The sequence below is a fragment of the Streptomyces sp. NPDC048288 genome, from assembly GCF_043201555.1.
GTDB lineage: Bacteria > Actinomycetota > Actinomycetes > Streptomycetales > Streptomycetaceae > Streptomyces.
Window position 1 is genome coordinate 45659 of record NZ_JBICZD010000006.1, and the last position, 24780, is coordinate 70438.

General features: G+C 71.1%; 21 protein-coding genes. 13 read left to right on the forward strand and 8 right to left on the reverse strand.

What is annotated here, in order from left to right:
* From ACGFZS_RS22195 to ACGFZS_RS22210, 4 genes are all read left to right on the forward strand, one after another.
* A complete protein-coding gene (locus ACGFZS_RS22195) occupies positions 1-2160 on the forward strand; it encodes an acetate--CoA ligase family protein (RefSeq protein ID WP_393796605.1) in 2160 nt (719 codons plus the stop codon).
* A 125-nt stretch (positions 2161-2285) separates the two neighbouring features.
* Complete coding sequence (locus tag ACGFZS_RS22200; RefSeq protein ID WP_393796606.1) at positions 2286-3674, forward strand: OFA family MFS transporter; 1389 nt, start codon at positions 2286-2288, stop codon at positions 3672-3674.
* 1 nt (position 3675) lies between these two features.
* Positions 3676-5079 carry an OFA family MFS transporter gene (locus tag ACGFZS_RS22205; RefSeq protein WP_393796607.1) on the forward strand — a complete coding sequence of 468 codons (1404 nt, stop codon included), beginning with the start codon at positions 3676-3678 and terminating at the stop codon, positions 5077-5079.
* 128 nt (positions 5080-5207) lie between these two features.
* A complete protein-coding gene (locus ACGFZS_RS22210; RefSeq protein WP_393796608.1) occupies positions 5208-5591 on the forward strand; it encodes a VOC family protein in 384 nt (127 codons plus the stop codon).
* Positions 5592-5598: 7 nt separating this feature from the next.
* On the opposite strand, the gene ACGFZS_RS22215 is transcribed toward ACGFZS_RS22210, so the two are convergent.
* The 4 genes from ACGFZS_RS22215 to ACGFZS_RS22230 form a co-directional block, all read right to left on the reverse strand.
* On the reverse strand, positions 5599-6276 hold the full coding sequence (locus ACGFZS_RS22215) for a GntR family transcriptional regulator (protein ID WP_393796609.1): 678 nt from the start codon (positions 6274-6276) through the stop codon (positions 5599-5601).
* 149 nt (positions 6277-6425) lie between these two features.
* Positions 6426-7373, reverse strand: coding sequence for a beta-ketoacyl-ACP synthase III (locus ACGFZS_RS22220; RefSeq protein WP_393796610.1), 948 nt, complete (start codon positions 7371-7373; stop codon positions 6426-6428).
* Between the two features lie 147 nt (positions 7374-7520).
* A complete protein-coding gene (locus ACGFZS_RS22225) occupies positions 7521-7655 on the reverse strand; it encodes a hypothetical protein (protein ID WP_355717584.1) in 135 nt (44 codons plus the stop codon).
* The gene (locus tag ACGFZS_RS22230) at positions 7624-8958 is read right to left on the reverse strand and encodes an OFA family MFS transporter (RefSeq protein WP_393796611.1); all 1335 of its coding nucleotides are present in this window, start codon (positions 8956-8958) and stop codon (positions 7624-7626) included. Before ACGFZS_RS22230 ends, ACGFZS_RS22225 begins: the two co-directional genes overlap by 32 nt.
* Positions 8959-9169: 211 nt before the next feature.
* On the opposite strand from ACGFZS_RS22230, the gene ACGFZS_RS22235 reads away from it, so the two are divergent.
* Genes ACGFZS_RS22235 through fdhD form a run of 5 tightly spaced genes read left to right on the forward strand, consistent with a single transcriptional unit; the run spans position 9170 to position 15614 of the window.
* Entirely contained in the window at positions 9170-10141 is a 972-nt protein-coding gene (locus tag ACGFZS_RS22235; RefSeq protein WP_393796612.1) for a 2-dehydropantoate 2-reductase, read from the forward strand.
* Positions 10142-10158: 17 nt separating this feature from the next.
* Positions 10159-12078, forward strand: a complete 1920-nt coding sequence (locus ACGFZS_RS22240; RefSeq protein WP_393796998.1) for a molybdopterin oxidoreductase family protein — start codon at positions 10159-10161, stop codon at positions 12076-12078.
* 5 nt (positions 12079-12083) lie between these two features.
* A complete protein-coding gene (locus ACGFZS_RS22245; protein WP_393796999.1) occupies positions 12084-13901 on the forward strand; it encodes an NADH-ubiquinone oxidoreductase-F iron-sulfur binding region domain-containing protein in 1818 nt (605 codons plus the stop codon).
* Complete coding sequence (locus ACGFZS_RS22250) at positions 13898-14758, forward strand: 2Fe-2S iron-sulfur cluster-binding protein (RefSeq protein WP_393796613.1); 861 nt, start codon at positions 13898-13900, stop codon at positions 14756-14758. Before ACGFZS_RS22245 ends, ACGFZS_RS22250 begins: the two co-directional genes overlap by 4 nt.
* Before the next feature lie 7 nt (positions 14759-14765).
* A complete protein-coding gene (gene fdhD, locus ACGFZS_RS22255) occupies positions 14766-15614 on the forward strand; it encodes a formate dehydrogenase accessory sulfurtransferase FdhD (RefSeq protein ID WP_359214905.1) in 849 nt (282 codons plus the stop codon).
* A gap of 71 nt (positions 15615-15685) precedes the next feature.
* On the opposite strand, the gene ACGFZS_RS22260 is transcribed toward fdhD, so the two are convergent.
* Positions 15686-16510: a LysR family transcriptional regulator gene (locus ACGFZS_RS22260; RefSeq protein WP_393796614.1), complete on the reverse strand. Its 825-nt coding sequence runs from the start codon at positions 16508-16510 to the stop codon at positions 15686-15688.
* Between the two features lie 142 nt (positions 16511-16652).
* On the opposite strand from ACGFZS_RS22260, the gene ACGFZS_RS22265 reads away from it, so the two are divergent.
* Entirely contained in the window at positions 16653-17372 is a 720-nt protein-coding gene (locus tag ACGFZS_RS22265; RefSeq protein WP_393796615.1) for an SDR family oxidoreductase, read from the forward strand.
* Between the two features lie 4 nt (positions 17373-17376).
* On the opposite strand, the gene ACGFZS_RS22270 is transcribed toward ACGFZS_RS22265, so the two are convergent.
* Together ACGFZS_RS22270 and ACGFZS_RS22275 are read right to left on the reverse strand one after the other, a co-directional pair.
* On the reverse strand, positions 17377-17904 hold the full coding sequence (locus ACGFZS_RS22270) for an isochorismatase family protein (RefSeq protein WP_393796616.1): 528 nt from the start codon (positions 17902-17904) through the stop codon (positions 17377-17379).
* Positions 17905-17990: 86 nt separating this feature from the next.
* Entirely contained in the window at positions 17991-19013 is a 1023-nt protein-coding gene (locus ACGFZS_RS22275) for a bile acid:sodium symporter family protein (RefSeq protein ID WP_393797000.1), read from the reverse strand.
* 162 nt (positions 19014-19175) lie between these two features.
* On the opposite strand from ACGFZS_RS22275, the gene ACGFZS_RS22280 reads away from it, so the two are divergent.
* Positions 19176-20039, forward strand: coding sequence for a LysR substrate-binding domain-containing protein (locus ACGFZS_RS22280; RefSeq protein WP_393796617.1), 864 nt, complete (start codon positions 19176-19178; stop codon positions 20037-20039).
* Positions 20040-20099: 60 nt separating this feature from the next.
* On the opposite strand, the gene ACGFZS_RS22285 is transcribed toward ACGFZS_RS22280, so the two are convergent.
* Entirely contained in the window at positions 20100-21077 is a 978-nt protein-coding gene (locus ACGFZS_RS22285) for an Lrp/AsnC family transcriptional regulator (protein WP_393797001.1), read from the reverse strand.
* Positions 21078-21190: 113 nt separating this feature from the next.
* On the opposite strand from ACGFZS_RS22285, the gene ACGFZS_RS22290 reads away from it, so the two are divergent.
* Both ACGFZS_RS22290 and ACGFZS_RS22295 read left to right on the forward strand, forming a co-directional pair.
* Positions 21191-22690, forward strand: a complete 1500-nt coding sequence (locus tag ACGFZS_RS22290) for an MFS transporter (RefSeq protein ID WP_393796618.1) — start codon at positions 21191-21193, stop codon at positions 22688-22690.
* A gap of 261 nt (positions 22691-22951) precedes the next feature.
* Entirely contained in the window at positions 22952-24778 is a 1827-nt protein-coding gene (locus tag ACGFZS_RS22295; protein WP_393796619.1) for an AMP-dependent synthetase/ligase, read from the forward strand.
* Positions 24779-24780 lie beyond the last annotated feature (2 nt).

Below are 24780 nucleotides of genomic sequence, written 5' to 3' on the forward strand. Positions count from 1 at the left end.
ATGGCAGAGGACCGGGAGCTGCGGGTCCGCGCGCTCCTCGACTCCGTGCGGGCCGAGGGCCGTACCGCACTCACCGCGCCCGAGGGCAAGGTGATCGCCGACGCGTACGGGATCGCCGTACCGGGCGAGGAGGTGGCGACCGACGTCGACGAGGCGGTGGCGTACGCGGCGCGCTTCGGCGGACCGGTCGTCATGAAGATCGTCTCGCCGGACATCCTGCACAAGACCGACGCGGGCGGGGTGATCGTGGGCGTCGAGGGCGCGGCGGACGTGCGCGCGGCCTTCCACCGGATCATCGAGAACGCGCGCGGCTACGACGCGGATGCCCGCATCGAGGGCGTCCAGGTGCAGGAGTTGCTGCCGAAGGGCACGGAGGTGATCGTCGGCGCGGTCACCGACCCGACCTTCGGGAAGGTCGTCGCGTTCGGGCTCGGCGGGGTGCTGGTCGAGGTGCTGAAGGACGTGACCTTCCGGCTCGCGCCCGTCTCCGCCGACGAGGCGCTGTCGATGCTGGACTCGATCAAGGCGGCCGAGGTGCTGCGCGGGGTGCGCGGGCAGGCCGGGGTGGACCGCTGGGCGGTCGCCGAGCAGATCCGCCGGGTCTCCCAACTGGTCGCGGACTTCCCGGAGATCGCCGAGGTGGACCTCAACCCGGTGATCGCCACGCCGGAGGGCGCCATCGCCGCCGACATCCGCATCATCCTCGCGGAGAAGCAGCCGCCGGAGCGCAGGAAGTACACGCGCGAGGAGATCCTGGAGTCCATGCGCCGGCTGATGCAGCCCCGCTCGGTCGCCGTGATCGGTGCCTCCAACGAGCAGGGCAAGATCGGCAATTCGGTGATGCGCAACCTCGTGGACGGCGGCTTCGCCGGGGAGATCCATCCGGTGAATCCCAAGGCCGATGACATTCTGGGCCGCAAGGCGTACAAGAGTGTCACGGACGTTCCCGGTGAGGTGGATGTGGCCGTCTTCGCCATTCCCGCCAAGTTCGTCGCGGCGGCGCTGGAGGAGGTGGGCCGGAAGAGGATCCCCAACGCCGTCCTGATCCCGTCCGGTTTCGCGGAGACCGGCGAGGAGGAGCTCCAGGCCGAGATCGTCGCCATCGGCGAGCGGTACGGCATCCGCCTCCTCGGCCCGAACATCTACGGCTACTACTCCACCTGGCAGGACCTGTGCGCCACGTTCTGCACGCCGTACGACGTGAAGGGCGGGGTGGCGCTGACGTCCCAGTCGGGCGGGATCGGCATGGCCATCCTCGGCTTCGCCCGGACCACGAAGACGGGTGTGTCGGCGATCGTCGGGCTCGGCAACAAGTCGGACCTGGACGAGGACGACCTGCTGACCTGGTTCGGCGAGGACCCGCACACCGAGTGCATCGCGATGCACCTGGAGGACCTGAAGGACGGCCGCGCCTTCGTGGAGGCCGCGCGGGCGACCGTACCGAAGAAGCCGGTCGTGGTCCTCAAGGCGGGCCGTACGGCGGCCGGTGCCAAGGCGGCCGGTTCGCACACGGGCGCGCTCGCGGGCGACGACGCGGTGTACGACGACATCCTGCGGCAGGCGGGCGTGATCCGCGCGCCCGGCCTGAACGACATGCTGGAGTACGCGCGCGGCCTGCCGGTGCTGCCGGCCCCGCAGGGCGACAACGTCGTGATCATCACCGGCGCCGGCGGCAGTGGCGTGCTCCTCTCCGACGCGATCACCGACAACGGGCTGACCCTGATGGAGATACCGCCGGACCTGGACGAGGCGTTCCGCCGCTTCATCCCGCCGTTCGGCGCCGCCGGCAATCCGGTGGACATCACGGGCGGCGAGCCGCCGTCGACGTACGAGGCGACGATCCGGCTCGGTCTTGAGGACCCGCGGATCCACGCGCTGGTCCTCGGCTACTGGCACACCATCGTCACCCCGCCGATGGTCTTCGCCGAACTGACGGCCCGCGTGGTCGCGGAGTTCCGGGAGCGGGGCATCGAGAAGCCGGTCGTCGCCTCGCTCGCGGGGGACGTCGAGGTCGAGGAGGCCTGCCAGTACCTGTACGAGCGGGGGGTCGTGGCGTACCCGTACACGACCGAACGGCCGGTGGCCGTGCTCGGCGCCAAGTACCGCTGGGCGCGGGCGGCCGGGCTGTTGGGGAGCGGACTGCTGGGGGGCGCGTCATGACGTAGCCGAGGAAGGGGCCGGCCGGCGAGCGCGTCGTCGGCCGGCCCCGGGACCCGTGCGCGCACGAAAGGCATTGGACAGGGGGCGCTGGCCAGAACTTTCGACGCAAGGGGTGCTGAGCAGACATGTCATCCATCGATCTATCGACGTCCGTCCCTTTCAGGGAGGTGACGGACCGCAATGGCCGCACGTACCGGATCGGCGAACGCGATGTCGATCTCATGGGCCGCACACGCAAGTGGATGGTCATCCTGCCCTGGGTGGGCATGATGGGCATCAGCTCCGCCGAGTACGCGTTCACGTCGGCGGAGGACACGCTCCACGAGGCGCATCTGTGGAGCAGCGGGCACATCTTCTGGCTGATGGGCGTCTGGGTGTTCTTCCAGGCGGCCGTGGCCTTCCCGGCCGGGCAGCTGCGGGAGAGCGGACGGCTCCCCGCGCGGACGGCCATGCTGATCGGCGCGGTCGGCACGCTGCTGGGCTATGTGTCGCTGGCGTTCGCACCGAACGTGGTCGTCGCCTACTTCGGCTTCGGCATGTGCAGCGGTATCGGCGCCGGTCTCGTCTACGCGACCTGCGTGAACATGGTCGGCAAGTGGTATCCGGAGCGCAAGGGCGGCAAGACCGGCTTCGTGAACGGTGGTTTCGCCTACGGGTCCGTGCCCTTCGTCTTCCTCTTCACCTCGGTCCTCGACCTGAGCAACTACAAGGTGCTCCTCTCCTCGGTCGGCATCGGGCTGTGCCTGGTGGTGGCGTCGGCCGGCTGGTTCTTCAAGGACCCGCCGAAGAACTGGTGGCCGCCGCACGTCGATCCGCTGACGGTTACTCAGGATCCCAAGATACGGCGGGCGTTGGAGAAGAACCCGCCGGCGATCAAGCAGTACACCCCGAAGGAGGCCGCCCGTACCCCGGTCCTGTGGATGATGTGGTTCTGTCTGCTCTGCACGGCCGGAATCAACATCTTCGGCATCGCCTTCCAGGTGCCGTTCGGCAAGGACATGGGCTTCGCGGGCGGGATCGTCGCCACGGCGATGTCGTTGAAGGCCATCGTCAACGGCACCGGCCGCGGCGTCATCGGCTGGATCTCCGACCGCTACGGCCGCCGCAACACGCTCATCATCGTCTGCATCGTGCTCGGCACGGCACAGTTCGGCGTGCTGGTCTCCGGCCAGATGGGCAGCATGCCGTTCTTCCTGTTCTGCTCCATGGTCTCCGGCTTCGGCGGCGGGGCGATCTTCCCGCTCTTCGCGGCCATGACGGCGGACTACTTCGGTGAGAACAACAACGCCACCAACTACGGGATGGTCTACAGCTCCAAGCTGATCTCCGGCCTGGTGGGCTCCGGTCTGGGCGCGGTCGTCGTCGGCGAGTGGGACTACGACGGCGCGTTCGTGCTCGCGGGCTCCGTCGGCCTGGCCTCCGCAGTGCTGGCCCTCTTCCTCAAGGCACCGGGCAGGCCCAGCGCCCGGCGCATCGTCCCCAACCCGCAGCCGCTCGGCGAGGAGATGGCGTGACATGACGGCAGACCCTGTAGCCACGAACAGCACCGGTGCCGGACGGCGCCCGTACCGCGAGGTCACGGACGCCCGCGGCCGCGTCTACCGGATCGGCGAGACCGACCGGGACATCCTCGGCCACTCCCGCAACATCATGGTGTACCTGCCCTGGATCGCCATGATGGCCATCAGCGTCTTCGAGTACGCGTACGGCTCCGCGGAGGACACCCTGTCCCACGCGCACGGCTGGACGCAGTCCAACACCTTCTGGATCCTGAGCGTCTGGGTGTTCTTCCAGGCCGGCATCGCCTTCCCGGCGGGCTGGCTGCGCGAGAAGGGCATCCTGACCGCCCGTCGCGCCATGTACACCGGCTCCGTGATGTGCCTGATCGGCTTCCTGGCCCTCTCCCACATCAGCGAGATCTGGCTGGCGATCATAGGTTTCGGTGTGATCGGCGGCCTCGGCTCCGGCCTCGTCTACGCGACCTGCATCAACATGGTCGGCAAGTGGTTCCCCGAACGCCGGGGCGCCCGCACGGGTTTCGTGAACGGCGGCTTCGCCTACGGCTCGCTCCCCTTCATCTTCATCTTCAACTACGCCTTCGACACGGCCAACTACCACCGCGTCCTGGACCTGATCGGCGCCTACGTGATGGTCGTCGTCCTGGTCACCGCGTTCTTCTTCAAGGACCCGCCGAAGAACTGGTGGCCGGCCGACATCGACCCGCTCACCCACACGGGCGGCACCAGGACCGCGACGGCCCTCGCCAAGAACCCCCCGGCGGTACGGCAGTTCACCCCGAAGGAGGCGATCCGCACCGGCATGCTCCCGCTGATGTGGATCGCGATCGTCATGACGGCCGGCGTCTCGATCTTCGGCATCTCCTTCCAGGTGGACTTCGCGAAGGACGTCGGCTTCGGCCCCCTGGTCGCGGCCTCCTCCATGGGCGTGATGGCGGTCATCAACGGCATCGGCCGCGGCGTGGTCGGCTGGCTCTCCGACCGCCTCGGCCGCAAACCGACCCTCGTCTTCGTCATCGTCGTCCTCGGTCTCGCCCAGTTCGGCGTGATCTGGGCCGGTGACATCAAGAGCGAGTGGCTGTTCCTCTTCTTCGCCTTCCTCTCCGGCTTCGGCGGCGGCGCCTTCTACCCGCTCTTCGCCGCCCTCACCCCGGACTACTTCGGCGAGAACTACAACGCCACCAACTACGGCCTCGTCTACAGCGGCAAACTCATCAGCGGCCTCTTCGGCGGCGGCCTCGGCTCCATGGTCGTCGGCGCCTGGGGCTACAACGGCGCCTACGCCCTCGCCGGCGGCATCTCGATGCTCGCGGCGGGCGTCGCCCTCCTCCTCCGCCAGCCGGGCCGCGAGACAGGCACCGGCACGAAGGTGGTGACGGCGCAACCGCAGGCGGTGACCTGACGGCCCCCGGGGTCGTCTCGTACCGTCCGCGTCCGGCGTCCGACGGGCCCTGGGGGCACCGCTGCCCCAGGGCTCGTCGGCCTGCCCGCTCCCGCCCCGGGCAGCGGCCCGCCGCGATAGGTTCAACCATGCGATCCCGGACAAGCGGCATGTGGTGGGGAACGGCTCTGGAAGCACCGGACCCTGGCCTCCTGGCCCGCTTCTACGCGGAACTGCTGGAGTGGCCGATCGTCCACGAGGAGCCCGGGACGGCCGTCCTCGCCCCGCCCCAGGGAGCCGTGTACATCGTCTTCCAGGAGGCCCCCGGATATCGGCCGCCCACCTGGCCGCCGACGGACGGCGCGCAGCGCACGATGATGCACCTCGACTTCCAGGTCGCCGACCTGGACGAGGCGGTCACCGAGGCCGTCGCCCTGGGCGCCTCCCTCGCACCGGACCAGCCGCAGGACCACGTGCGCGTACTGTTCGACCCCGCCGGACACCCCTTCTGCCTGTGCCGCGACGACGGGTAGCGGTCCGTCAGGACGTCGCCCGCTCGTGGTACGACCGCCGCGTGTGCTCGGTGTGTTCGCGCATCAGGGTGGTCGCCAGTTGCTCGTCCCGGGCGGTGATCGCGGCGATGAGTTCGCGGTGTTCGATCCAGGACTGGTGGCCGCGTTGGCGGGCCACCGGGGTGTAGTACCAGCGGACGCGGCGGTCGACCTGGGCGGCGAGTTCGGCGAGGACGGTGTTGCCGGCGAGGGTCATGATCTTGGTGTGGAAGGCGGCGTTCAGGGCGACGGCGCCGTCCACGTCGTCCGCGGCGACGGCCCTCTCGCCCTCGGCGCAGAGGGATTCCAGGGCGGCCACTCCGGCGCTGTTCGCGTTGGCCGCCGCGAGCCGGGCCGCCTCCGCCTCCAGCAGGGTGCGGACGGTGAGGAGTTGGTCGGCCTCCTCCTCCGTCGGCTCGTGGACGAAGGCGCCCTGCGCGGGCCGGAGGTCCACCCAGCCCTCGGTGTTCAGGCGCTGCAGTGCCTCGCGGACCGGCTGGCGGGAGACTCCGAGGTGCCCGGCGAGTTCGCTCTCGACGAGGTGCTGGCCGGGCTGGAGGGCACGCGTGGTGATGAGCTCCAGCAGTGCCTCGTACACGCGGTCGCGGAGCGGGCCGGGGCGTTCCAGCTTCGGCACCGCGCCCTGCGGCAGTCCGGCAGACAACATCGGTCTCCCCCTCCTCGTCAGACGCGCAGAGAGTCCATCCCAGTATCGATTGTCTTTCGTCTACAGTCTACGGTGCACAAAGGCCAGGCGGGGCGGGAGTTGGGCGCATCACATCGGCGTGTGCGCCCCTCCGGAGACCTCGGCGGACCTCAGGGGCAGCGCACGACCTGTCCGGCGTACGACAGGTTGCCGCCGAAGCCGAACAGCAGCACCGGGTCGCCGCCGGAGATCCGCCCCTGCTCGACCAGCTTGGAGAGGGCCAGCGGGATGCTCGCGGCCGAGGTGTTGCCGGATTCGGTGACGTCCCGCGCGATGACGGCGTTGACCGCGCCGATCTTCGCCGCGAGCGGCTCGATGATCCGCAGGTTGGCCTGGTGCAGGACGACCGCCGCGAGGTCGACGGGGTCCACGCCCGCCTTCTCGCACGCGCGCCGCGCGATGGGCGGCAGCTGGGTGGTGGCCCAGCGGTAGACGCTCTGCCCCTCCTGCGCGAACCGGGGCGGGGTGCCCTCGATCCGTACGGCGTGGCTCATCTCGGGGACGGAACCCCACAGGACCGGTCCGATCCCGGGCTCCTCGCCCGGCCCGCAGGCCTCGACCACGGCCGCGCCCGCCCCGTCGCCGACCAGGACGCAGGTCGTGCGGTCGGTCCAGTCCGTGACCTCGGACATCTTGTCGGCGCCGATGACCAGGGCCCGGGTGGCGGCGCCCGCCCGGACCGTGTGGTCGGCGGTGGCGAGCGCGTGGGTGAAGCCGGCGCAGACCACGTTGACGTCTATCGCGGCGGGCCCCGGGATGCCGAGCCGGGCGGCGACCCGGGCGGCGGTGTTCGGGGAGCGGTCGATCGCGGTGGAGGTGGCGACCAGGACCAGGTCGATGTCCGCGGGGGTGAGACCGGCCGCGGCGAGGGCCTTGGCGGCGGCGTGCGCGGCAAGCTCGTCCACGGGTTCGTCGGGTCCGGCGATGTGCCGGGTGCGGATGCCCACCCGGCTGCGGATCCACTCGTCACTGGTGTCGACCATGTCCGCCAGGTCCTCGTTGGTGAGTACCCTGGCGGGCTGGTAGTGGCCGACGGCGGCGATGCGCGAGCCGTTCATGGGTGGTGGAGCCCCCTCGTTGCCTCGGTCTGGGCCCACCAGTCTGTTCAGTGACTCACGGGTACGACGGCACGTAAGGCCACAGGAAACGGGCGTCCGAGTTGTCGGCTTCTTGCAGACCCTCGGACGCCCGAGCATGCTCCCGGTTCACCCGTTGAACAGCTGTGTCGCTTTCTGTACGAGTTCGTACACCCCGTAGGCGAAGGGCGCGCCCACCCAGACCCAGGCGAGCGCGATCAGCCAGCGGCGGTCAGGACTGGGCGGGCTGCTCTCGTTCGACATCGGCGGCCTCCCTCGGCGCTGGAATGTGGTGGCGGGCGTCGACCGGCCGGACGAGTTCGTTGGCTATGAAGCCGACGACGAGCAGGCCGATCATGATGGAGAAGGACAGGGTGTACAGGTCGGCGCCGTGCTTGCCGGCGTCCTTCTGGTGGTCGGCGATCCAGTTGACGATCAGCGGGCCGAGCACGCCGGCCAGCGACCAGGCGGTGAGCAGCCGGCCGTGGATGGCGCCGACCTGGTAGGTGCCGAAGAGGTCCTTCAGATAGGCGGGGACGGTCGCGAAACCGCCGCCGTAGAAGGAGAGGATCACCAGCGCGCAGAGGATGAACAGCGGCTTGGAGGAGTCGCCGAAGAGCGCGATGAGCAGGTACATCAGGGCGCCCACGCCCAGGTACACCCGGTAGATGTTCTTGCGGCCGATCAGGTCGGAGGTGGAGGACCAGCCGATCCGGCCCGCCATGTTGGCGGCGGACAGCAGCGCCACGAACCCGGCCGCCGCGGACACCGTGACCGGGGTCGAGCTGTCGGCGAAGAAGTCCGTGATCATCGGGGCGGCCTTCTCCAGGATGCCGATGCCCGCGGTCACGTTCATGCAGAGCACGACCCACAGGCACCAGAACTGCGGGGTGCGGATCGCGCTGTTCGCGGAGACCTGCACGCCCTCGAAGGCGCTCGGCGCGTCGGCGACCGGCTTCTCGGTCCGCGGGACGCGGATCAGCAGCACGCCGAGGGTCATGAAGACGGCGTACGACAGCCCGTGCACCAGGAAGGCGAGCGCGATGCCATCGTTGTCACTGCCGAAGGACGAGAGCATCTGCGCGGACCAGGGCGAGGCGATCAGCGCGCCGCCGCCGAAGCCCATGATCGCGATGCCGGTGGCCATGCCGGGCCGGTCCGGGAACCACTTGATCAATGTGGAGACCGGCGAGATGTACCCGATGCCGAGGCCGATGCCGCCGACGAAGCCGTAGCCCAGGACGATCAGCCAGTACTGCTTGGTCTCGGCGCCGAGGGCGGAGATCAGGAAGCCGGTGGAGAAGCAGATCAGGGCCACCGTCATGGCCCAGCGCGGTCCGTTGCGCTCGACGAGGGTGCCGCCGAACGCGGCGGACAGACCGAGCATCACGATCGCGAGCTGGAAGGGCAGCGCGCTCTGGGTGCCGCTCAGGTTCAGCGCGGATTCGAGCGACGGCTTGAACACACTCCAGGCGTAGGCCTGGCCGATGGAGAGATGGACGGAGAGGGCGGCGGGCGGGACGAGCCAACGGCTCCAGCCCGGCGGTGCGACAGGGGGGCTGCTCATGAGTCCCGAACGGTAGGGCCACGTCAGGTGGTTGAGAACCCGACGACTCGATCGTATGCGGTGAGCGGTATCCAGAATGCGCCGAACGGTCGCTGCCGGAACCCTTGTCGGCCACGACCCCATACTGTAGACAATATTTCGTCGACACGATTCGGTCAGCCTTCTCCGCCGACCACCTCCGCGGTATCCCTCAAACCGAACGGAGCGTTCCGTGAAAGTCGCAGTCCTCGGCGCCGGTGCGATCGGCGCCTACGTCGGTGCCGCGCTCCACCGCGCGGGCGCCGATGTGCATCTCATCGCCCGTGGACCCCATCTGGCGGCCATGAGGCAGTACGGAGTACGGGTGCTGAGCCCGCGCGGAGACTTCACCGCGCACGCCCACGCCACCGACGACCCGGCCGAGGTCGGCCCGGTCGACTATGTCTTCCTCGGCCTGAAGGCGAACTCGTACGCGGCGTGCGGGCCGCTGATCGAGCCGCTGCTGTCCGAGCGCACGGCGGTGGTCGCCGCCCAGAACGGCATCCCCTGGTGGTACTTCCACCGGCACGGCGGCCCCCACGACGGCCACCGCGTGGAGAGCGTCGACCCGGGCGGCACCGTCAGCGCCGTCCTCGCCCCCGAACGCGCCGTCGGCTGTGTGGTCTACGCGGCCACCGAGCTCGAAGCCCCGGGCGTGGTAAGGCACTTGGAGGGCACCCGGTTCTCCGTCGGCGAGCCCGACCGCAGCGTCTCCCAGCGCTGTCTGCGGCTGAGCGAGGCGATGCAGACCGGCGGGCTGAAGTGCCCGGTGGAGCCGGACCTGCGCAACGACATCTGGCTCAAGCTGCTCGGCAACATCTCCTTCAACCCGATCAGCGCCCTGGCCCGGGCCACCATGCGGCAGATGTGCCTGCACGGCGGCACCCGCCGGGTCATCGAGATCATGATGCGCGAGACGCTGGACGTCGCCGAGGCACTCGGCTGCGAGGTCGGGGTCTCCATAGAACGCCGGCTCGCGGGCGCCGAGAAGGTCGGCGACCACCGCACCTCCACGCTCCAGGACCTGGAGCGCGGCAAGCCGCTGGAACTCGACGTCCTGCTCGCGGCCGTCGTCGAACTGGCGGAGATCACCGGCGTGGAGGTGCCCACCCTGCGCACCGTGCACGCCATCTCGGACCTGCTCGCGCTGAGGAGCGCCGCATGACCGTCGAGGAGCGCCGCATGAGGAAACGGCAGCAGAAGACCTACACCCGGCTGACCCACCCCCTGGTCCGGGACTCCCGTGACGAGCCCTTCCGGCAGGCGACCTGGGAGGAGGCCCTGGACCGGGCGGCCCGCGGTCTGGAGCGCAATCGCGACGCGTTCGGGATGTTCTCCTGCGCCCGCGCCACCAACGAGATGAACTACGTGGCCCAGAAGTTCGCCCGGGTGGTGATGGGCACCAACAACGTCGACTCCTGCAACCGGACCTGCCACGCCCCGAGCGTGGCGGGCCTGAGCGCCGCCTTCGGCTCCGGCGGCGGTACCTCCTCGTACGAGGAGATCGAGCAGACCGACGTCATCGTGATGTGGGGCTCCAACGCCCGCTTCGCGCACCCGATCTTCTTCCAGCACGTGCTGAAGGGGATCAGGAACGGCACCCGGATGTACGCCGTCGACCCGCGCCGCACCTCCACCGCCGAGTGGGCGGAGAGCTGGCTCGGGCTGAACGTCGGCACGGACATCCCGATGGCGCACGCGATCGGCCGGGAGATCATCCACGCGGGGCTCGCCAACGAGGCGTTCATCGAGCGGGCGACGACCGGCTTCGAGGAGTACCGGGCGCTCGTCGAACCCTGGACGCTCTCGCTCGCGGAGAAGGTGACGGGCGTACCGGCCCGGGCGATACGGGAGTTGGCGCACGCCTACGCCCGCGCCGAGCGCGCCCAGCTGTGCTGGACCCTCGGCATCACCGAGCACCACAACGGCACCGACAACGTCCGCGCCCTGATCAACCTCTCCCTGCTCACCGGTCAGGTGGGCCGCTGGGGCGCCGGGCTGCAGCCGCTGCGCGGCCAGAACAACGTGCAGGGCGGCGGCGACATGGGCGCCATCCCCAACCGCCTGCCCGGCTTCCAGGACATCCTCGACCCCGGCACCCGGCTGAAGTTCGAGTCGGCCTGGAACACGGTGATCCAGCCGCACTACGGGCTGAACCTCACCGAGATGTTCGAGGCGATGGAGGAGGGCTCGCTCAGGGCGGTCTACTGCATCGGCGAGAACCCGGCCCAGTCGGAGGCCGACAGCGAGCAGGCCGTACGACGGCTGCGGGCCCTGGACTTCCTCGTCGTGCAGGACATCTTCCTGACGAGGACGGCCGAGCTGGCGGACGTGGTGCTCCCGGCCACCGCGGGCTGGGCGGAGACCGAGGGCACGACCACCAACAGCGAGCGGCGGGTCCAGCGGGTGCGCCGGGCCGTCACCCCGCCCGGCGAGGCCCGCGAGGACATCGACATCCTCTGCGAGCTGGCCGCCCGGCTCGGCCACGACTGGAAGTACGCCGACGCGGAGGCCGTCTGGAACGAGCTGCGGTCGGTCTCCCCGGACCACTTCGGGATGACGTACGACCGGCTGGCCGAGCACCAGGGCATCCAGTGGCCCTGTCCCAGCACCGACCGGCTCGAACCGACCTATCTGCACGGCCGGTTGTGGGAGAAGGACCCGGCGAGGCGCGGGAGGCCGGCCCCCTTCGGGCTGGTCCAGCACGATCCGCCGGTCGACCTCACCGACGAGGAGTACCCCATCCGGCTCACCACCGGCCGTCGCCTCGACTCCTACAACACCGGTGTGCAGAGCGGCGGTTACGCCTCCCCGCTGCGCCGCGGCGAGTACGTCGAGCTGTGCCCGGAGGACGCCGAGCGGTACGGGGTGGCCGTCGGCGAGGAGGTCCAGGTGTCCTCGCGGCGGGGCGCGGTGGTGGCCCCGGTCTGGATCGACACGGCGCTGCGTCCCGGTCTCGCCTTCATGACCATGCACTTTCCCGACGAGGTGGACACCAACCAGCTGACGATCGAGGCGAACTGCCCGATCGCGGGGACGGCGGAGTTCAAGGCGTCGGCGATCCGTATCGACAAGCTCCCGGTCGCGACCATCGTGAGGTGACACAGGTGGACCTGCACTTCGGCGACAGCAAACCGACGGACGAGGAACGGGCGGCCGTGGACGCCCTGTTGGGCCCTCCGGAGTCCTCCTGGGAGGGCGCCGACCGTTCCGATCAGGATCTGCGGTGGGCGCGCGGCGGCCGCGAGGCCAGGGACCGCCGCGACCTGCTGTTGCCGGGGCTGCACGCGGTCAACGACCGGATCGGCTGGATCAGCGAGGGCGCCCTCGACTACCTGTGCCGCCGGCTGACGGTGCCCCCGGCCGAGGCCTACGGCGTCGCCACCTTCTACGCGATGTTCTCCGTGCGGCCCCGCCCCGCGACCGTCCTGCACGTCTGCACCGACCTGGCGTGCACGGCGGCCGGGGCCGCGGACCTGTGCGCCGGGGTCGAGGAGCGCCTCGGCCCCGGGGTGCACCTGGAGCGCAGCCCCTGTCTGGGCCTGTGCGAGCGCGCCCCGGCGGCCCTCGCCGTCCGGGCGGGCGACCCGGTGCACACGGCGGTGTCGGCGCCGGCGACCGTGACCGCGGCCGTCCTCGCGGCGACCGCGCCCGACTCCGCGCCGGAGGAGCCGCCCGCGGCGATGGCGGTGCCGCAGGCCGGTCGGGAAGGGCTCATCCTGCTGAGGCGGGTGGGCGTGGTCGATCCGGCGTCCCTGGACGACTACCGCGCGTACGGCGGCTACACCGCCCTGCGCCACGCCTTCGGCCTCGGCCCCGCCGGGGTCATCCGCGAGGTCACCGACTCGGGCCTGGTCGGGCGCGGCGGCGCCGCCTTCCCCACCGGCCGCAAGTGGCAGGCCACGGCGTCCCAGCCCGACCGTCCGCACTACCTCGTCTGCAACGCCGACGAGTCCGAACCGGGCACCTTCAAGGACCGGGTGATCATGGAGGGCGATCCGTACGCGCTGGTCGAGGCGATGACGATCGCCGCGTACGCGATCGGCGCGCACCGGGGCCTCCTCTACATCCGCGGTGAGTACCCGCGGGCGGTCCGCCGGGTCCGGCACGCGATCGACCAGGCGCGGGCCCGGGGCTTCCTCGGCGACGACGTCCTCGGCCAGGGCTTCGCCTTCGACATCGAGATCCGGCGCGGGGCGGGCGCGTACATCTGCGGTGAGGAGACGGCCCTGTTCAACTCCATCGAGGGGTACCGCGGCGAGCCCCGCTCCAAGCCGCCGTTCCCGGTGGAGAAGGGGCTGTTCGGGAAGCCGACGGTCGAGAACAACGTGGAGACGCTGGTCAACGTCCTGCCGATCCTGACCATGGGCGCCCCGGCGTACGCGGCGATCGGGACGGAGAGGTCCACCGGGCCCAAGCTGTTCTGCGTGTCCGGGAGCGTGGCCCGCCCGGGCATCTACGAACTCCCCTTCGGCGCCACCCTCGGCGAGCTCCTCGAACTGGCCGGAGTGCGCGACGACTTGCGGGCGGTGCTGCTCGGCGGCGCGGCGGGCGGCTTCGTACGACCGGACGAACTCGCCGTCCCGCTCACCTTCGAGGGCACCCGGGAGGCGGGCACCACGCTCGGCTCGGGCGTGGTGATGGCCTTCGACGCCACCGTGCCGCTCCCCCGAATCCTGCTGCGCATCGCCGAGTTCTTCCGGGACGAGTCCTGCGGGCAGTGCGTGCCCTGCCGGGTCGGGACGGTCCGGCAGGAGGAGGCGCTGCACCGGATCGTCGCGCGCACCGGAGCCGAGGCGGCCGGGGACATCGCCCTGCTGCGCGAGGTCGGGCGGGCGATGCGGGACGCCTCGATCTGCGGTCTCGGGCAGACCGCGTGGAACGCCGTGGAATCCGCCATCGACCGTCTGGGGGCGTACGAATGACCGTCACACCGCTGGGGATCCCGCGCCGGCTGCTGGAGTTCACCATCGACGGCGAACAGGCGCGGGTCCCGGAGGGCTCGACGATCCTGGACGCCTGCCGGGCGGCCGGGAAGGACATCCCGACCCTGTGCGAGGGTGACACCCTGCGCCCGAAGAACGCCTGCCGGGTCTGCGTGGTGGAGGTGGAGGGGTCGAGGACCCTCGTACCGGCCTGCTCCCGCAGGGCCGAGCCGGGGATGGTGGTCGGCACCGGCACCGAACGCGTCCGGCACAGCCGCAAGATCGTACTGGAGCTGCTGGCCTCCTCGGTGGACCTGTCGACGACCCCGGGGGCGACCGAGTGGATCAAGGAGTACGAGGCGAAACCGGACCGCTTCGGCCCCGACGCGGCCCGGCTCGACGAGGAACCCAGGGTCGACAACGATCTGTATGTGCGCGACTACGACAAGTGCATCCTCTGCTACAAGTGCGTGGACGCCTGCGGCGACCAGTGGCAGAACAGCTTCGCGATCTCCGTCACCGGGCGCGGCTTCGACGCCCGGATCGCGGTCGAGCACGACGCCCCGCTGACCGACTCGGCCTGTGTCTACTGCGGGAACTGCGTGGAGGTCTGCCCCACCGGGGCGCTGTCGTTCAAGTCGGAGTTCGACATGCGGGCGGCGGGCACCTGGGACGCCTCCCGGCAGACGGAGACGACCACCGTGTGCGCGTACTGCGGTGTGGGCTGCAACCTCACGCTCCATGTGCAGGACAATGAGATAGTGAAGGTCACCTCTCCGCACGACAACCCGGTGACCCACGGCAATCTCTGCATCAAGGGCCGTTTCGGCTACCAGCACGTACAGAACCGGGGCTGATCAGGACATGGGACGAGTCACGGAACGACGCAAGGTGATCCGGATACGGGACGGAGCGGTCTCCACCCGGCCGGACACGCTCGTCGCCGAGGAGCCGCTGGAGATCAGACTCAACGGGAAACCCCTCGCCATCACCATGCGCACGCCCGGCGACGACTTCGCGCTGGCCGCCGGTTTCCTGGTGAGCGAGGGGGTCCTGGCGGCCGCCGACGACCTGCAGAACATCGTGTACTGCGCGGGCGCCACGGTCGACGGCTCCAACACCTACAACGTGGTCGACGTACGGACCACGCCGGGCGTCAGGCTCCCCGACTTCACCCTGGAGCGGAACGTCTACACGTCCTCGTCCTGCGGGCTGTGCGGCAAGGCGAGCCTCGACGCGGTGCGTACGACGGCTCGCTGGCCGATAGCCGACACTCCCCCGGTCCGGGTGGAGCCCGAGCTGCTCGCGAGCCTCCCCGACCGGCTCCGCGCGGCGCAGCGGGTCTTCGACCGGACCGGGGGGCTGCACGCGGCGGCCCTGTTCACGGAGGACGGCGAGCTGGTGGACATCCGGGAGGACGTGGGCCGCCACAACGCGGTCGACAAACTGGTCGGCAGGGCCCTGCAGAACGGCGACCTGCCGCTGTCCCGCTCCCTCCTCCTGGTCTCCGGCCGGGCCTCCTTCGAGCTGGCGCAGAAGGCCGTGATGGCGGGCATCCCGGTGCTCGCGGCGGTCTCCGCGCCGTCCTCGCTGGCGGTGGACCTGGCGGCGGAGACCGGTCTGACCCTCGTCGGCTTCCTGCGGGGCAGCAACATGAACGTGTACGCGGGCGAGGACCGCATCGCCCTGCGGGCCGCGGCCGCCCAGGGCTGACCGGTCCCCCGCGTCACGGCGGCGGGGCCCCGACCGGCGGGGAGCGCCCCCTGCGCCGCAGGGGCCCCGCCTCAGTCGGGTTCCCGCACGGCCTCCGCCGCCTCGGCGAACGCGGTGACCAGCGGGGAGCGCCGGCCGGCCGCCCAGGCCAGCAGCACGCGGTCGGGTTCGGCGTCGACGACCGGGACGTAGACGATGTCCGGGCGGGAGTACTGCTCGGCGGCGGAGCGCGGCACCATCGTGATCGCGGTGCCGGCGGCCACGCACTCGAACTTCTCCTCGATGGTGCGCACCGGCAGGTCGCCGGGCCGGGGATCGTTGTAGCGCAGCCACCGTTCGCCGTCGAGGTCGGCGAGGGAGATCTCCTGCTTCCCGGCGAGCCGGTGCCGGTCCGGGAGCATGGCCACCCGGGGCTCGCTGTAGAGCGGGCGCAGTTCGAGCCCGCTCTCCCTGACCGGCAGCCGTACGTAGGCGATGTCGACGGTGCCGTCGAGGATCAGCTGCTCCTGGTCGTCCCACTCGACCCGGCGGGCGTTGGCCTCGACGTCCGGGTGGGCCGCGGTGAAGGCGCGCAGCGCCCGGGTGACGACGACACCGGCGCGGAAGCCCACGACCAGCCGCTGCCGGCCGCGCGCGGCCTGCACGACCCGGCGCCGGGTGCCGTCGGCGACCGCCAGCAACTGCCGCGCGTCGTCGAGGAGTTGGTGTCCGCCCTCGGTCAGGGTCACACCGTGGCTGTCCCGGACGAACAGGTCGGCGCCCAGATCCTTCTCCAGTGCCCGGATCTGACGGCTCAGCACCGGTTGCGCGATGTGCAGCCGCTCGGCCGCCCGGCCGAAGTGGAGGAGTTCGGCGACCGCCACGAAATAGCGGACCTTGCGCAGATCCAGATCCATGACCGCGGCCCCTTCCGGCACGGTGGCGATGCCTCCAGGGTATCGCCGGCGCTCGAAGAGGTCTTGGACGGCCCAGGCCGCCGGACCGCAGGCTGGAAGCGTCCGAACGGGACGCAACACCAGCTTCGGAAGGAGATCGGCCATGGGTCTGCAGGGACAGCGTGTCGTCGTCATCGGGGGTACGGCGGGCATCGGGTTCGCGGTCGCCGAGGGCGCGGCACGCGAGGGTGCGCGGGTGGTGGTCGCCTCGCGCCGGCCGGAGAACGTGGACGCGGCGCTGAAGGTGCTGCCGGAGGGCGCCGAGGGGCAGGTGCTGGACGCGTCGGACGAGGACGCGGTGCGCGGCTTCTTCGCGCGGGTCGGGGCGTACGACCACCTGGTGTACACGGCGGGCGACTCGCTGCTCCTCGGGTCCGTGGCCGGGACGGACATCGCGACGGCCCGGAGCTTTCTGGACACCCGGCTGTGGGGCGCGTACACGGCGGTGAAGCACGGCGCCGGGTCGATCCGTCCGGGCGGGTCGGTGGTGCTGACCACGGGTACGGCGGGGCGGCGGCCGCTGCCCGGTTCGAGTGTCGCGTCGGCGCTGTGCGGGGCGATGGAGTCGCTGACCCGGGCGCTGGCCGTGGAGCTGGCGCCGCTGCGGGTCAACGTGGTCTCGCCGGGAGTGGTGCGCACCGAGCTGTGGCGGGAGCTGCCGGAGGCGGACCGGGAGGGGCTGTACCGGTCGTCCGCCGAGTCGCTGCCGGTGGGGCGGGTCGGCGAGCCGGCGGATGTGGCGGAGGCGTATCTGTACCTGATGCGTGGGGGGTACAGCACCGGGTCGGTGGTGGTCGTGGACGGCGGCGGGACGCTGGTCTGAGCGGTCAGCCTGCGGTGAGGCGTACGCCGGCCGCGGTCACGACCGTGCCCAGCCGGGGGAAGTCCAGCCGGACGGACGCCTCGTGCTCGGCGGCGGTGAGGGCGGCCATGGCGTCCTCGACGAAGACCAGGTCGTAGCCGAGGTCGGCGGCGGCGCGGGCGGTGGACTCGACGCCGAGGTTGGTGGCGATACCGCCGAACACCAGGCTGCTGACGCCGAGTTCGCGGAGCCGGGCGTCGAGTCCCGTGCCCTGGAAGCCGCCGATGGAACGCTTGACGATCTCCACGTCCCCTTCCTCCTTCAGCCCGGCCACCAGTCCGCTGCCCGGCGGCTGCTCGGCGAGCGAGGGACGCTCGACGCGCACCAGCACCACGGGGGCGCCGGCCGCGCGGAAGGAGCGGGCCAGTTCCTCGGCCGCGTGCAGGACTTCGGTGCCCTTGCGGGGCTCCAGGGGCAGCGCGACGATGCGGTCCATCAGGTCGACGAGGACGAGAGCGGTGCGCGCCGGATCGAGCGCCAGGGGTGCGGTCATGACGGAACGTTAGCCGTCATGAGCCGTCCGTACCGGAAATCCGGATCAACAGGCCCGTGAACTGGTCGCGTTCGGCGGTCGACGGTTCAGCGGCCGGGCGTCCCGGTGCCGACCGCCGGCCGTGGCTCAGCCGCCGGGGCGGGCGGGGACAGGACCTCCTCCTGGGCCTCCGGGTCATGGGCGCGGCGCTTGGCGATGACCGCGCACACCATGAGCTGCATCTGGTGGAAGAGCATGAGCGGCAGCACGGCCAGTGAGGCATGGGCGCCGAACAGGACACTGGCCATGGGCAGCCCGGAGGCGAGGGACTTCTTCGAGCCGGCGAACTGGATGGCGACGCGGTCCCCGCGGCCGAAGCCGAGCGCCTTGGCGCCGTACCAGGTCAGCAGGAGCATCACGGCGAGCAGGACGGCCTCGACGGCGAGCAGTCCGGCCAGCCGGACGGCGCTGACCTGGTGCCAGATGCCCCGGACCATGCCCTCGCTGAACGCGGTGTAGACGACGAGCAGGATCGAGCCGCGGTCGACCAGGCCGAGGATCCTCTTGTGCCGGGCGACGAAGCCGCCGATCCAGGGGCGCAGCAGCTGCCCCGCGACGAACGGCACCAGCAGCTGGAGCACGATCTTGACGATCGAGTCGGCGGAGAACCCGCCCCCGCTGTTGCCGAGCAGCGCGGCGGCGAGCAGCGGGGTCAGGACGATGCCCACGAGCGAGGAGAAGGACCCGGCGCAGATCGCGGCGGGCACGTTCCCGCGCGCGATCGAGGTGAAGGCGATCGACGACTGGATCGTCGAGGGGACCAGGGTCAGGAAGAGGAAGCCCTGGTAGAGCGGATGGGTGAGCAGGACCGGCACCAGTCCGCGGGCGGCCAGGCCCAGCACCGGGAAGATCACGAAGGTGCAGACCAGGACCGTGGCGTGGAGCCGCCAGTGCCGCAGCCCGTCGACGGCCTCGCGGGTGGAGAGCCGGGCGCCGTACAGGAAGAAGAGGAAGGCGATCGCGGCCGTGGAGGCGCCGGAGGCCACGTCCGCGCCCGTACCCCGGGCGGGGATCAGCGCGGCGAGACAGACCGTCCCGAGCAGGAGCAGGACGTACGGGTCGATCGGCATCCAACGGGGCCAGCTCAGGCGTTTCACGGTGCTCCACTTGCGGGTCGATCAGACGTTCGTGCCAGGGCCGGAAGGGCCCCCTCCATCGTCCTCCACGGCCCTGTGATCGGGAACCTGGCATACCACTCTGACTGCCATCACGTTTCGCGATAACATGTTCGAGTGTACGACCCTTCGCATCTGCGGACCTTCCTGGCGGTCGCTCAGACGCTCAGCTTCACCCAGGCCGCCCGTCGGCTCGGGCTGCGCCAGTCCACGGTGAGCCAGCACGTGCGCCGCCTGGAGGAGGCGGCCGGCCGCCAGCTGTTCTCCCGCGACACGCACTCCGTGGAGCTGACCGAGGACGGCGAGGCGATGCTCGGCTTCGCCCGCCGGATCCTTGAGGTGCAGGAGCAGGCGGCGGCCTTCTTCACCGGCACCCGGCTGCGCGGCCGACTGCGCTTCGGCGCGTCGGAGGACTTCGTCCTCACCCGGTTGCCCGAGATCCTGGAGAGCTTCCGCTACGACCACCCCGAGGTCGACCTCGAACTGACCGTGGAGCTCTCGGGCACCCTGCACGAGCAGCTCGCCGCCGGAAAACTCGACCTGGTCCTCGCCAAGCGCCGCGCCGAGGACCCCCTCGGCGAACTGGTCTGGCACGACGACCTGGTGTGGATCGGCGCGGAACGGCTCCGCCTGGACCCCGACCGCCCGGTCCCGCTCATCGTCTATCCCCCACCCGGCATCACCCGCGCCCTGGCCCTGGAAGCCCTGGAACGCCAGGGCCGCGACTGGCGCATCGTCTGCACCAGCGGCAGCCTCAACGGCCTGATCGCGGCGGCACGCGCGGGCCTCGGCGTGATGGCCCACTCAAGGGGCCTGATCCCCCCGGGCCTCTTCCGCGTCCCCGAGCGCGCGGGCCTCCCGGAACTGGACAAGGTCGACTTCGTCCTGGTCCACGGCAACAGACGCTCACCAGCACAGACGGCGGCAGACGCACTGGCAGCGGCAATCCTGACCAGCGGCACCCAATTGAGACGCCCCTAGCGACAGCGCCCCGTCAGGGGCGCGGGGAACTGCGCGCTCAACCCCCACCGCCCCGCACCCTCAATACGACCCCACATACGTCAACTGCTTCACCCTCCGCAAAAACGGCATCGCCTCCACATGCCGCACCCCCTCCAACCGCCCCAACGGCCCGCTCAGGTACGCGTACAGATGCGCGGTGTCCCGCAGCACCGCCGTCACGACGACATGGGACGGCCCCGCCGTCGCCGCGGCGAACGCCACCTCGTCGTGCCCCGCCAACGCCGCCCCCACGGAGTGCATCGCGGACGGCGCCGTCGTGATCCACAGCAGCGCCGCCTTGGGATACCCGAGCACCTCGGACCGGTACTCGACATCGATGTACACCGCCCCGGAACCGATCAGCGCGGCCAGCCGCCGCTTCACCGCGGACTCGGACCGCCCCGTGGCCCGCTGCAGCTCCGGGTAGGTCGCCCGGCCGTCCCGCTCCAGCGCGGCGAGCAGCGGCCCGTCCTCCGGCTCCAGCCGCGCGGGTCCTTCGGCGTCCGGCGCGGCCGCCCGCAACGCGGCCACCTGCTCCTCGGACAGCGCCCGGAACTTCTGCACCCACCCGGTCGGTCCGCCGTAGAAGCGGTGCAGCAGCTGCTGCGCCCGGATCTCCACCACGGTCGGTGTCCGGGGCAGCTTGCCGAGCAGCAGGTCGTCGTGGTCGCCGGGGCTGCGCGGCCGGGTCATGCAGGCGATCTCGGTGCCGCCGGAGGCCAGCCCGATCCAGGCGGTGTCGGGGCGTTTGGCGAGCGCGTCGGCGATCACGGTGGCGCTGTCGGGCGCGCAGCGCAGCCGGAGCATCCACTGGTCCTGGCCGAGCCGTTCGGCGTCCCGGACCGCGACGACCCGCAGCCCGGCCTCGGCGCACAGCCGCCGGTAGCGGCGGGCGATCGTCTGGTCGGAGACACCGAGCACCGCCGCGATCCGGCTGAAGGAGGCGCGGCCGTCCACCTCCAGCGCGCAGAGCAGCTGTACGTCCAGCAGATCCGTCGTGTCGGATTTCAGCTCCAGCACGGCAACCCCCGTCGGATTTCGCCTTGCGGCCGCTCTTCTCCGCTCCGATCGGCCGCGGTGCGGCCATCCTACGGAGCGAAGGTCGGTCGACGAAGCGAAGGAGCACGGAGATGCGCACATGGGGGCCGCTGACCGCGGTGTGCCTGGGGACGTTCATGTTGCTGCTGGACGTGACGATCGTGGTGGTGGCGCTGCCGGACATGGCGACGGCGCTGCACGCGTCGCTCACCGATCTCCAGTGGGTGGTGGACGGCTACGCCCTGGCCCTGGCCGCGTTGCTGCTCGGCGCGGGGGCCGCCGCCGACATCCTCGGCCGGCGGCGGGTGCATGTGGCCGGTGTCGTGGTGTTCGCGGCGGCGAGTCTGCTGTGCGGGCTGGCGTCCGGGCCGGGCACGCTGGTGGCGGCGCGCGCGGTGCAGGGGGTGGGCGCGGCGGCGATGTTCGCGACGACGCTGCCGCTGATCGCCTCGGTCTACCAGGGCCGGCAGCGCTCGGCCGCGCTCGGGGTGTGGGGTGCGGTGAGCGGGGCGGCCGCGGCGGTCGGTCCTGTGGTGGGCGGACTGCTGACGGCGGGGCCCGGCTGGCGCTGGATCTTCCTGGTGAACCTGCCGGTGAGCGTGGTGGCGATATGGCTGACGCTGCGGGTCGTACCGGAGTCGCGGGGGCCGCGGGGAATGCGGGTGGACTGGGCGGGGACGGTGGCGTTCGCGGTGTTCGCGGGCGGGCTGACGTACGGCGTGGTGCGGGCCGGGGAGGACGGCTGGACGGCGTCGGCGGCGCTCGGGGCGTTCGCGGCGGCGGCCGCCGGTCTGCTGGCGTTCGTCGTCGTGGAGCGGCGGGCGGCGCATCCGCTGCTGGACCTGTCGCTGCTGCGCGAGCGGTCGTTCACCGGGGTGATGCTCGGGGCGCTGGCGTTCAGCGGGGTGGCGTTCGGATCGCTGCCGTACGTGTCGATCTGGATGCAGACGCTGCTCGGGATGACCCCGGTGCGCGGTGGGTTGACGCTGCTGCCGCTGACGGTGGCGGCGATGGTGACCGCGGTGCTGGTGGGGCGGCTGCTGCACGGGGTGCCGGCCCGGCTGACGGTCGGCGGCGGACTGCTGCTGATCGGCTCGGGGAACTTCTGCCAGGCGGTGCTGGGTCCGGGCTCCGGCTGGACGGCGCTGGTGCCGGGGTTCGTGCTGGTGGGTGTCGGGACCGGGTTCGTGTCGCCGACGGTCGCGGGGGCGGCGCTGGCGGCGGTGCCGGCGGAGCGGTCGGGAATGGCGGGCGGGGCGGTGAACACGGTCCGGCAGCTGGGGTACGCGCTCGCGGTCGCCGTCTTCGGGACCGTGCTCACCTCCCGGATGAGCGACACGCTGCCGCACGACGCCGCGCACACGCTCGCGGGCGGCGGCGCCGGGGCGCTGCGCGGGACGGTCGCCGAACACACCCTGCGCACCGCGTTCGCCTCGGGGCTGAACACCGGTCTGCTGGTGCTGGGGGCCGCCGGAACGGTGGCGGGCGCGCTGGTCCTGGTGCTGGTGAGGGCACCCGGGGCGGCGGGCGGAGTGACAGAATCCGCCCCCTCGACGCTGTCTCAGAAGAGCACGTCGACACCAGGCTCCTGACCGGTCGGTAACCGGCTGGGGGCCGTAATCGGGTCGTACAGATTCAGTGGAGATTACGGAGCCGAAACTTACTGAACCGTAAGGGATTCTGTCCGACCCTTCCCCATGTGAGCGTATTTTCCAGGCGTGGGCGCGACCATACGAGAGCAATGCTCGTTTTCGCACCCCCTCCCGAAGGGTCTTCCGGTGGGGTAGCTTTCACGGCGCTGTGCTGCGGAGCGTCACTACCGTCACTGTGGAGCGAGAAGCGGGGAGCGGGGTTTGCGCGAGTTCACCAACCCGCCGTTGGCGTCGGCGCCGCCGGTCGGGGGTCTGGCCGACTGTGTGTTCGAGCATGCCCAGAAGGACCCGCTGCACATCGCACTGGGCCGCAAGGACGAGCTCGGCCAGTGGCGTGACGTGACCTCCGCCGAGTTCCGCGACGAGGTCCTGGCCCTCGCCAAGGGCCTCCTCGCGCGGGGCATCCGGTTCGGCGACCGGGTCGCGATCATGTCCCGCACCCGCTACGAGTGGACGCTCTTCGACTTCGCGCTGTGGACGATCGGCGCCCAGGTGGTGCCGGTCTATCCGACCTCGTCGGCCGAGCAGTGCTTCTGGATGCTGTACGACGCCGAGTGCACGGCCGCGATCGTCGAGCACGAGGACCACGCGATGACGATCGCCACCGTCATCGACCGGCTGCCGCAGCTGCGCCAGCTGTGGCAGCTGGACTCGGGCGCGGTGCAGGAGCTGTACGACGCCGGCGCGCACCTTGAGGACGAGATCGTGCACCGGCACCGGCAGGCGGTCACCCCGGATTCGATCGCCACGATCATCTACACCTCGGGCACCACGGGCCGCCCCAAGGGCTGTGTCCTGTCGCACGGGAACTTCATGTTCGAGTCGGACACGGTCGTCGCCCGCTGGGAGTCGGTGTTCCGCGCGAAGAAGGGCGAGGAGGTCTCCACCCTGCTCTTCCTGCCGCTCGCGCACGTCTTCGGGCGCATGGTGGAGGTGGCCGCGATCCGGCACGGTGTCCGCTTCGGCCACCAGCCGCAGCTGCACGCGGCGGCGCTGCTGCCCGACCTGGCCGCGTTCCGGCCGACGTTCATCCTGGCCGTGCCGTACATCTTCGAGAAGGTGTTCAACGCGGCGCGCCGGAAGGCGGAGAAGGAGGGCAAGGGCGGGCCCTTCGAGAAGGCCGTGGAGATCGCGGTGAAGTACGCGGACGCGGTCGAGGCGAAGGCCTGGGGCACCGGCCCGGGACCGTCGGCCGGGCTGCGCATGCAGCACCAGCTCTTCGACAAGCTCGTCTACTCCAAGGTCCGCACCGCGATGGGCGGCCGGATCCGCAACGCCATGTCCGGCGGCTCGGGGATGGACCGCAGGCTCGGGCTGTTCTTCGCCGGGGCGGGGGTGCACATCTACGAGGGTTACGGCCTCACCGAGTCGACGGCCGCCGCGACCGCGAACCCGCCCGAGCGCACCCGCTACGGCACGGTCGGCCAGGCCATCCCGGGCACCACCGTGCACATCGCGGACGACGGCGAGATCTGGCTGAACGGCGGCAACGTCTTCCAGGGCTACCTGAACAACCAGAAGGCCACCGACGCCACCCTGCACGACGGCTGGCTGGCCACCGGTGACCTGGGCTCCCTGGACGAGGACGGCTATCTCACCATCACCGGCCGCAAGAAGGAGATCCTGGTGACCTCCGGCGGCAAGAGCGTCTCCCCCGGTGTCCTGGAGGAGCGGGTCCGCGACCATCCGCTGGTCAACCAGTGCATCGTCGTCGGCAACGACCGCCCCTACATCGCCGCCCTGGTCACCCTCGACACCGAGGCCGTCGAGCACTGGCTGACCATGCGCGGCAAGCCGCAGATGTCCGCGGCCCAGCTGGTGCGGGACGCCGACCTGGAGACCGAGGTGCGGCGGGCGGTGGTGGCCGCCAACACCCTGGTCTCACAGGCCGAGTCGATCCGTACGTTCCGTATCCTCGCCCAGCCGTTCACCGAGGAACACGGGCTGCTGACCCCGTCGTTGAAGCTGAAGCGCAAGGCGATCGAGAACGCCTACGCCAACGAGGTCGAGGCCCTCTACCGGGCCTGACG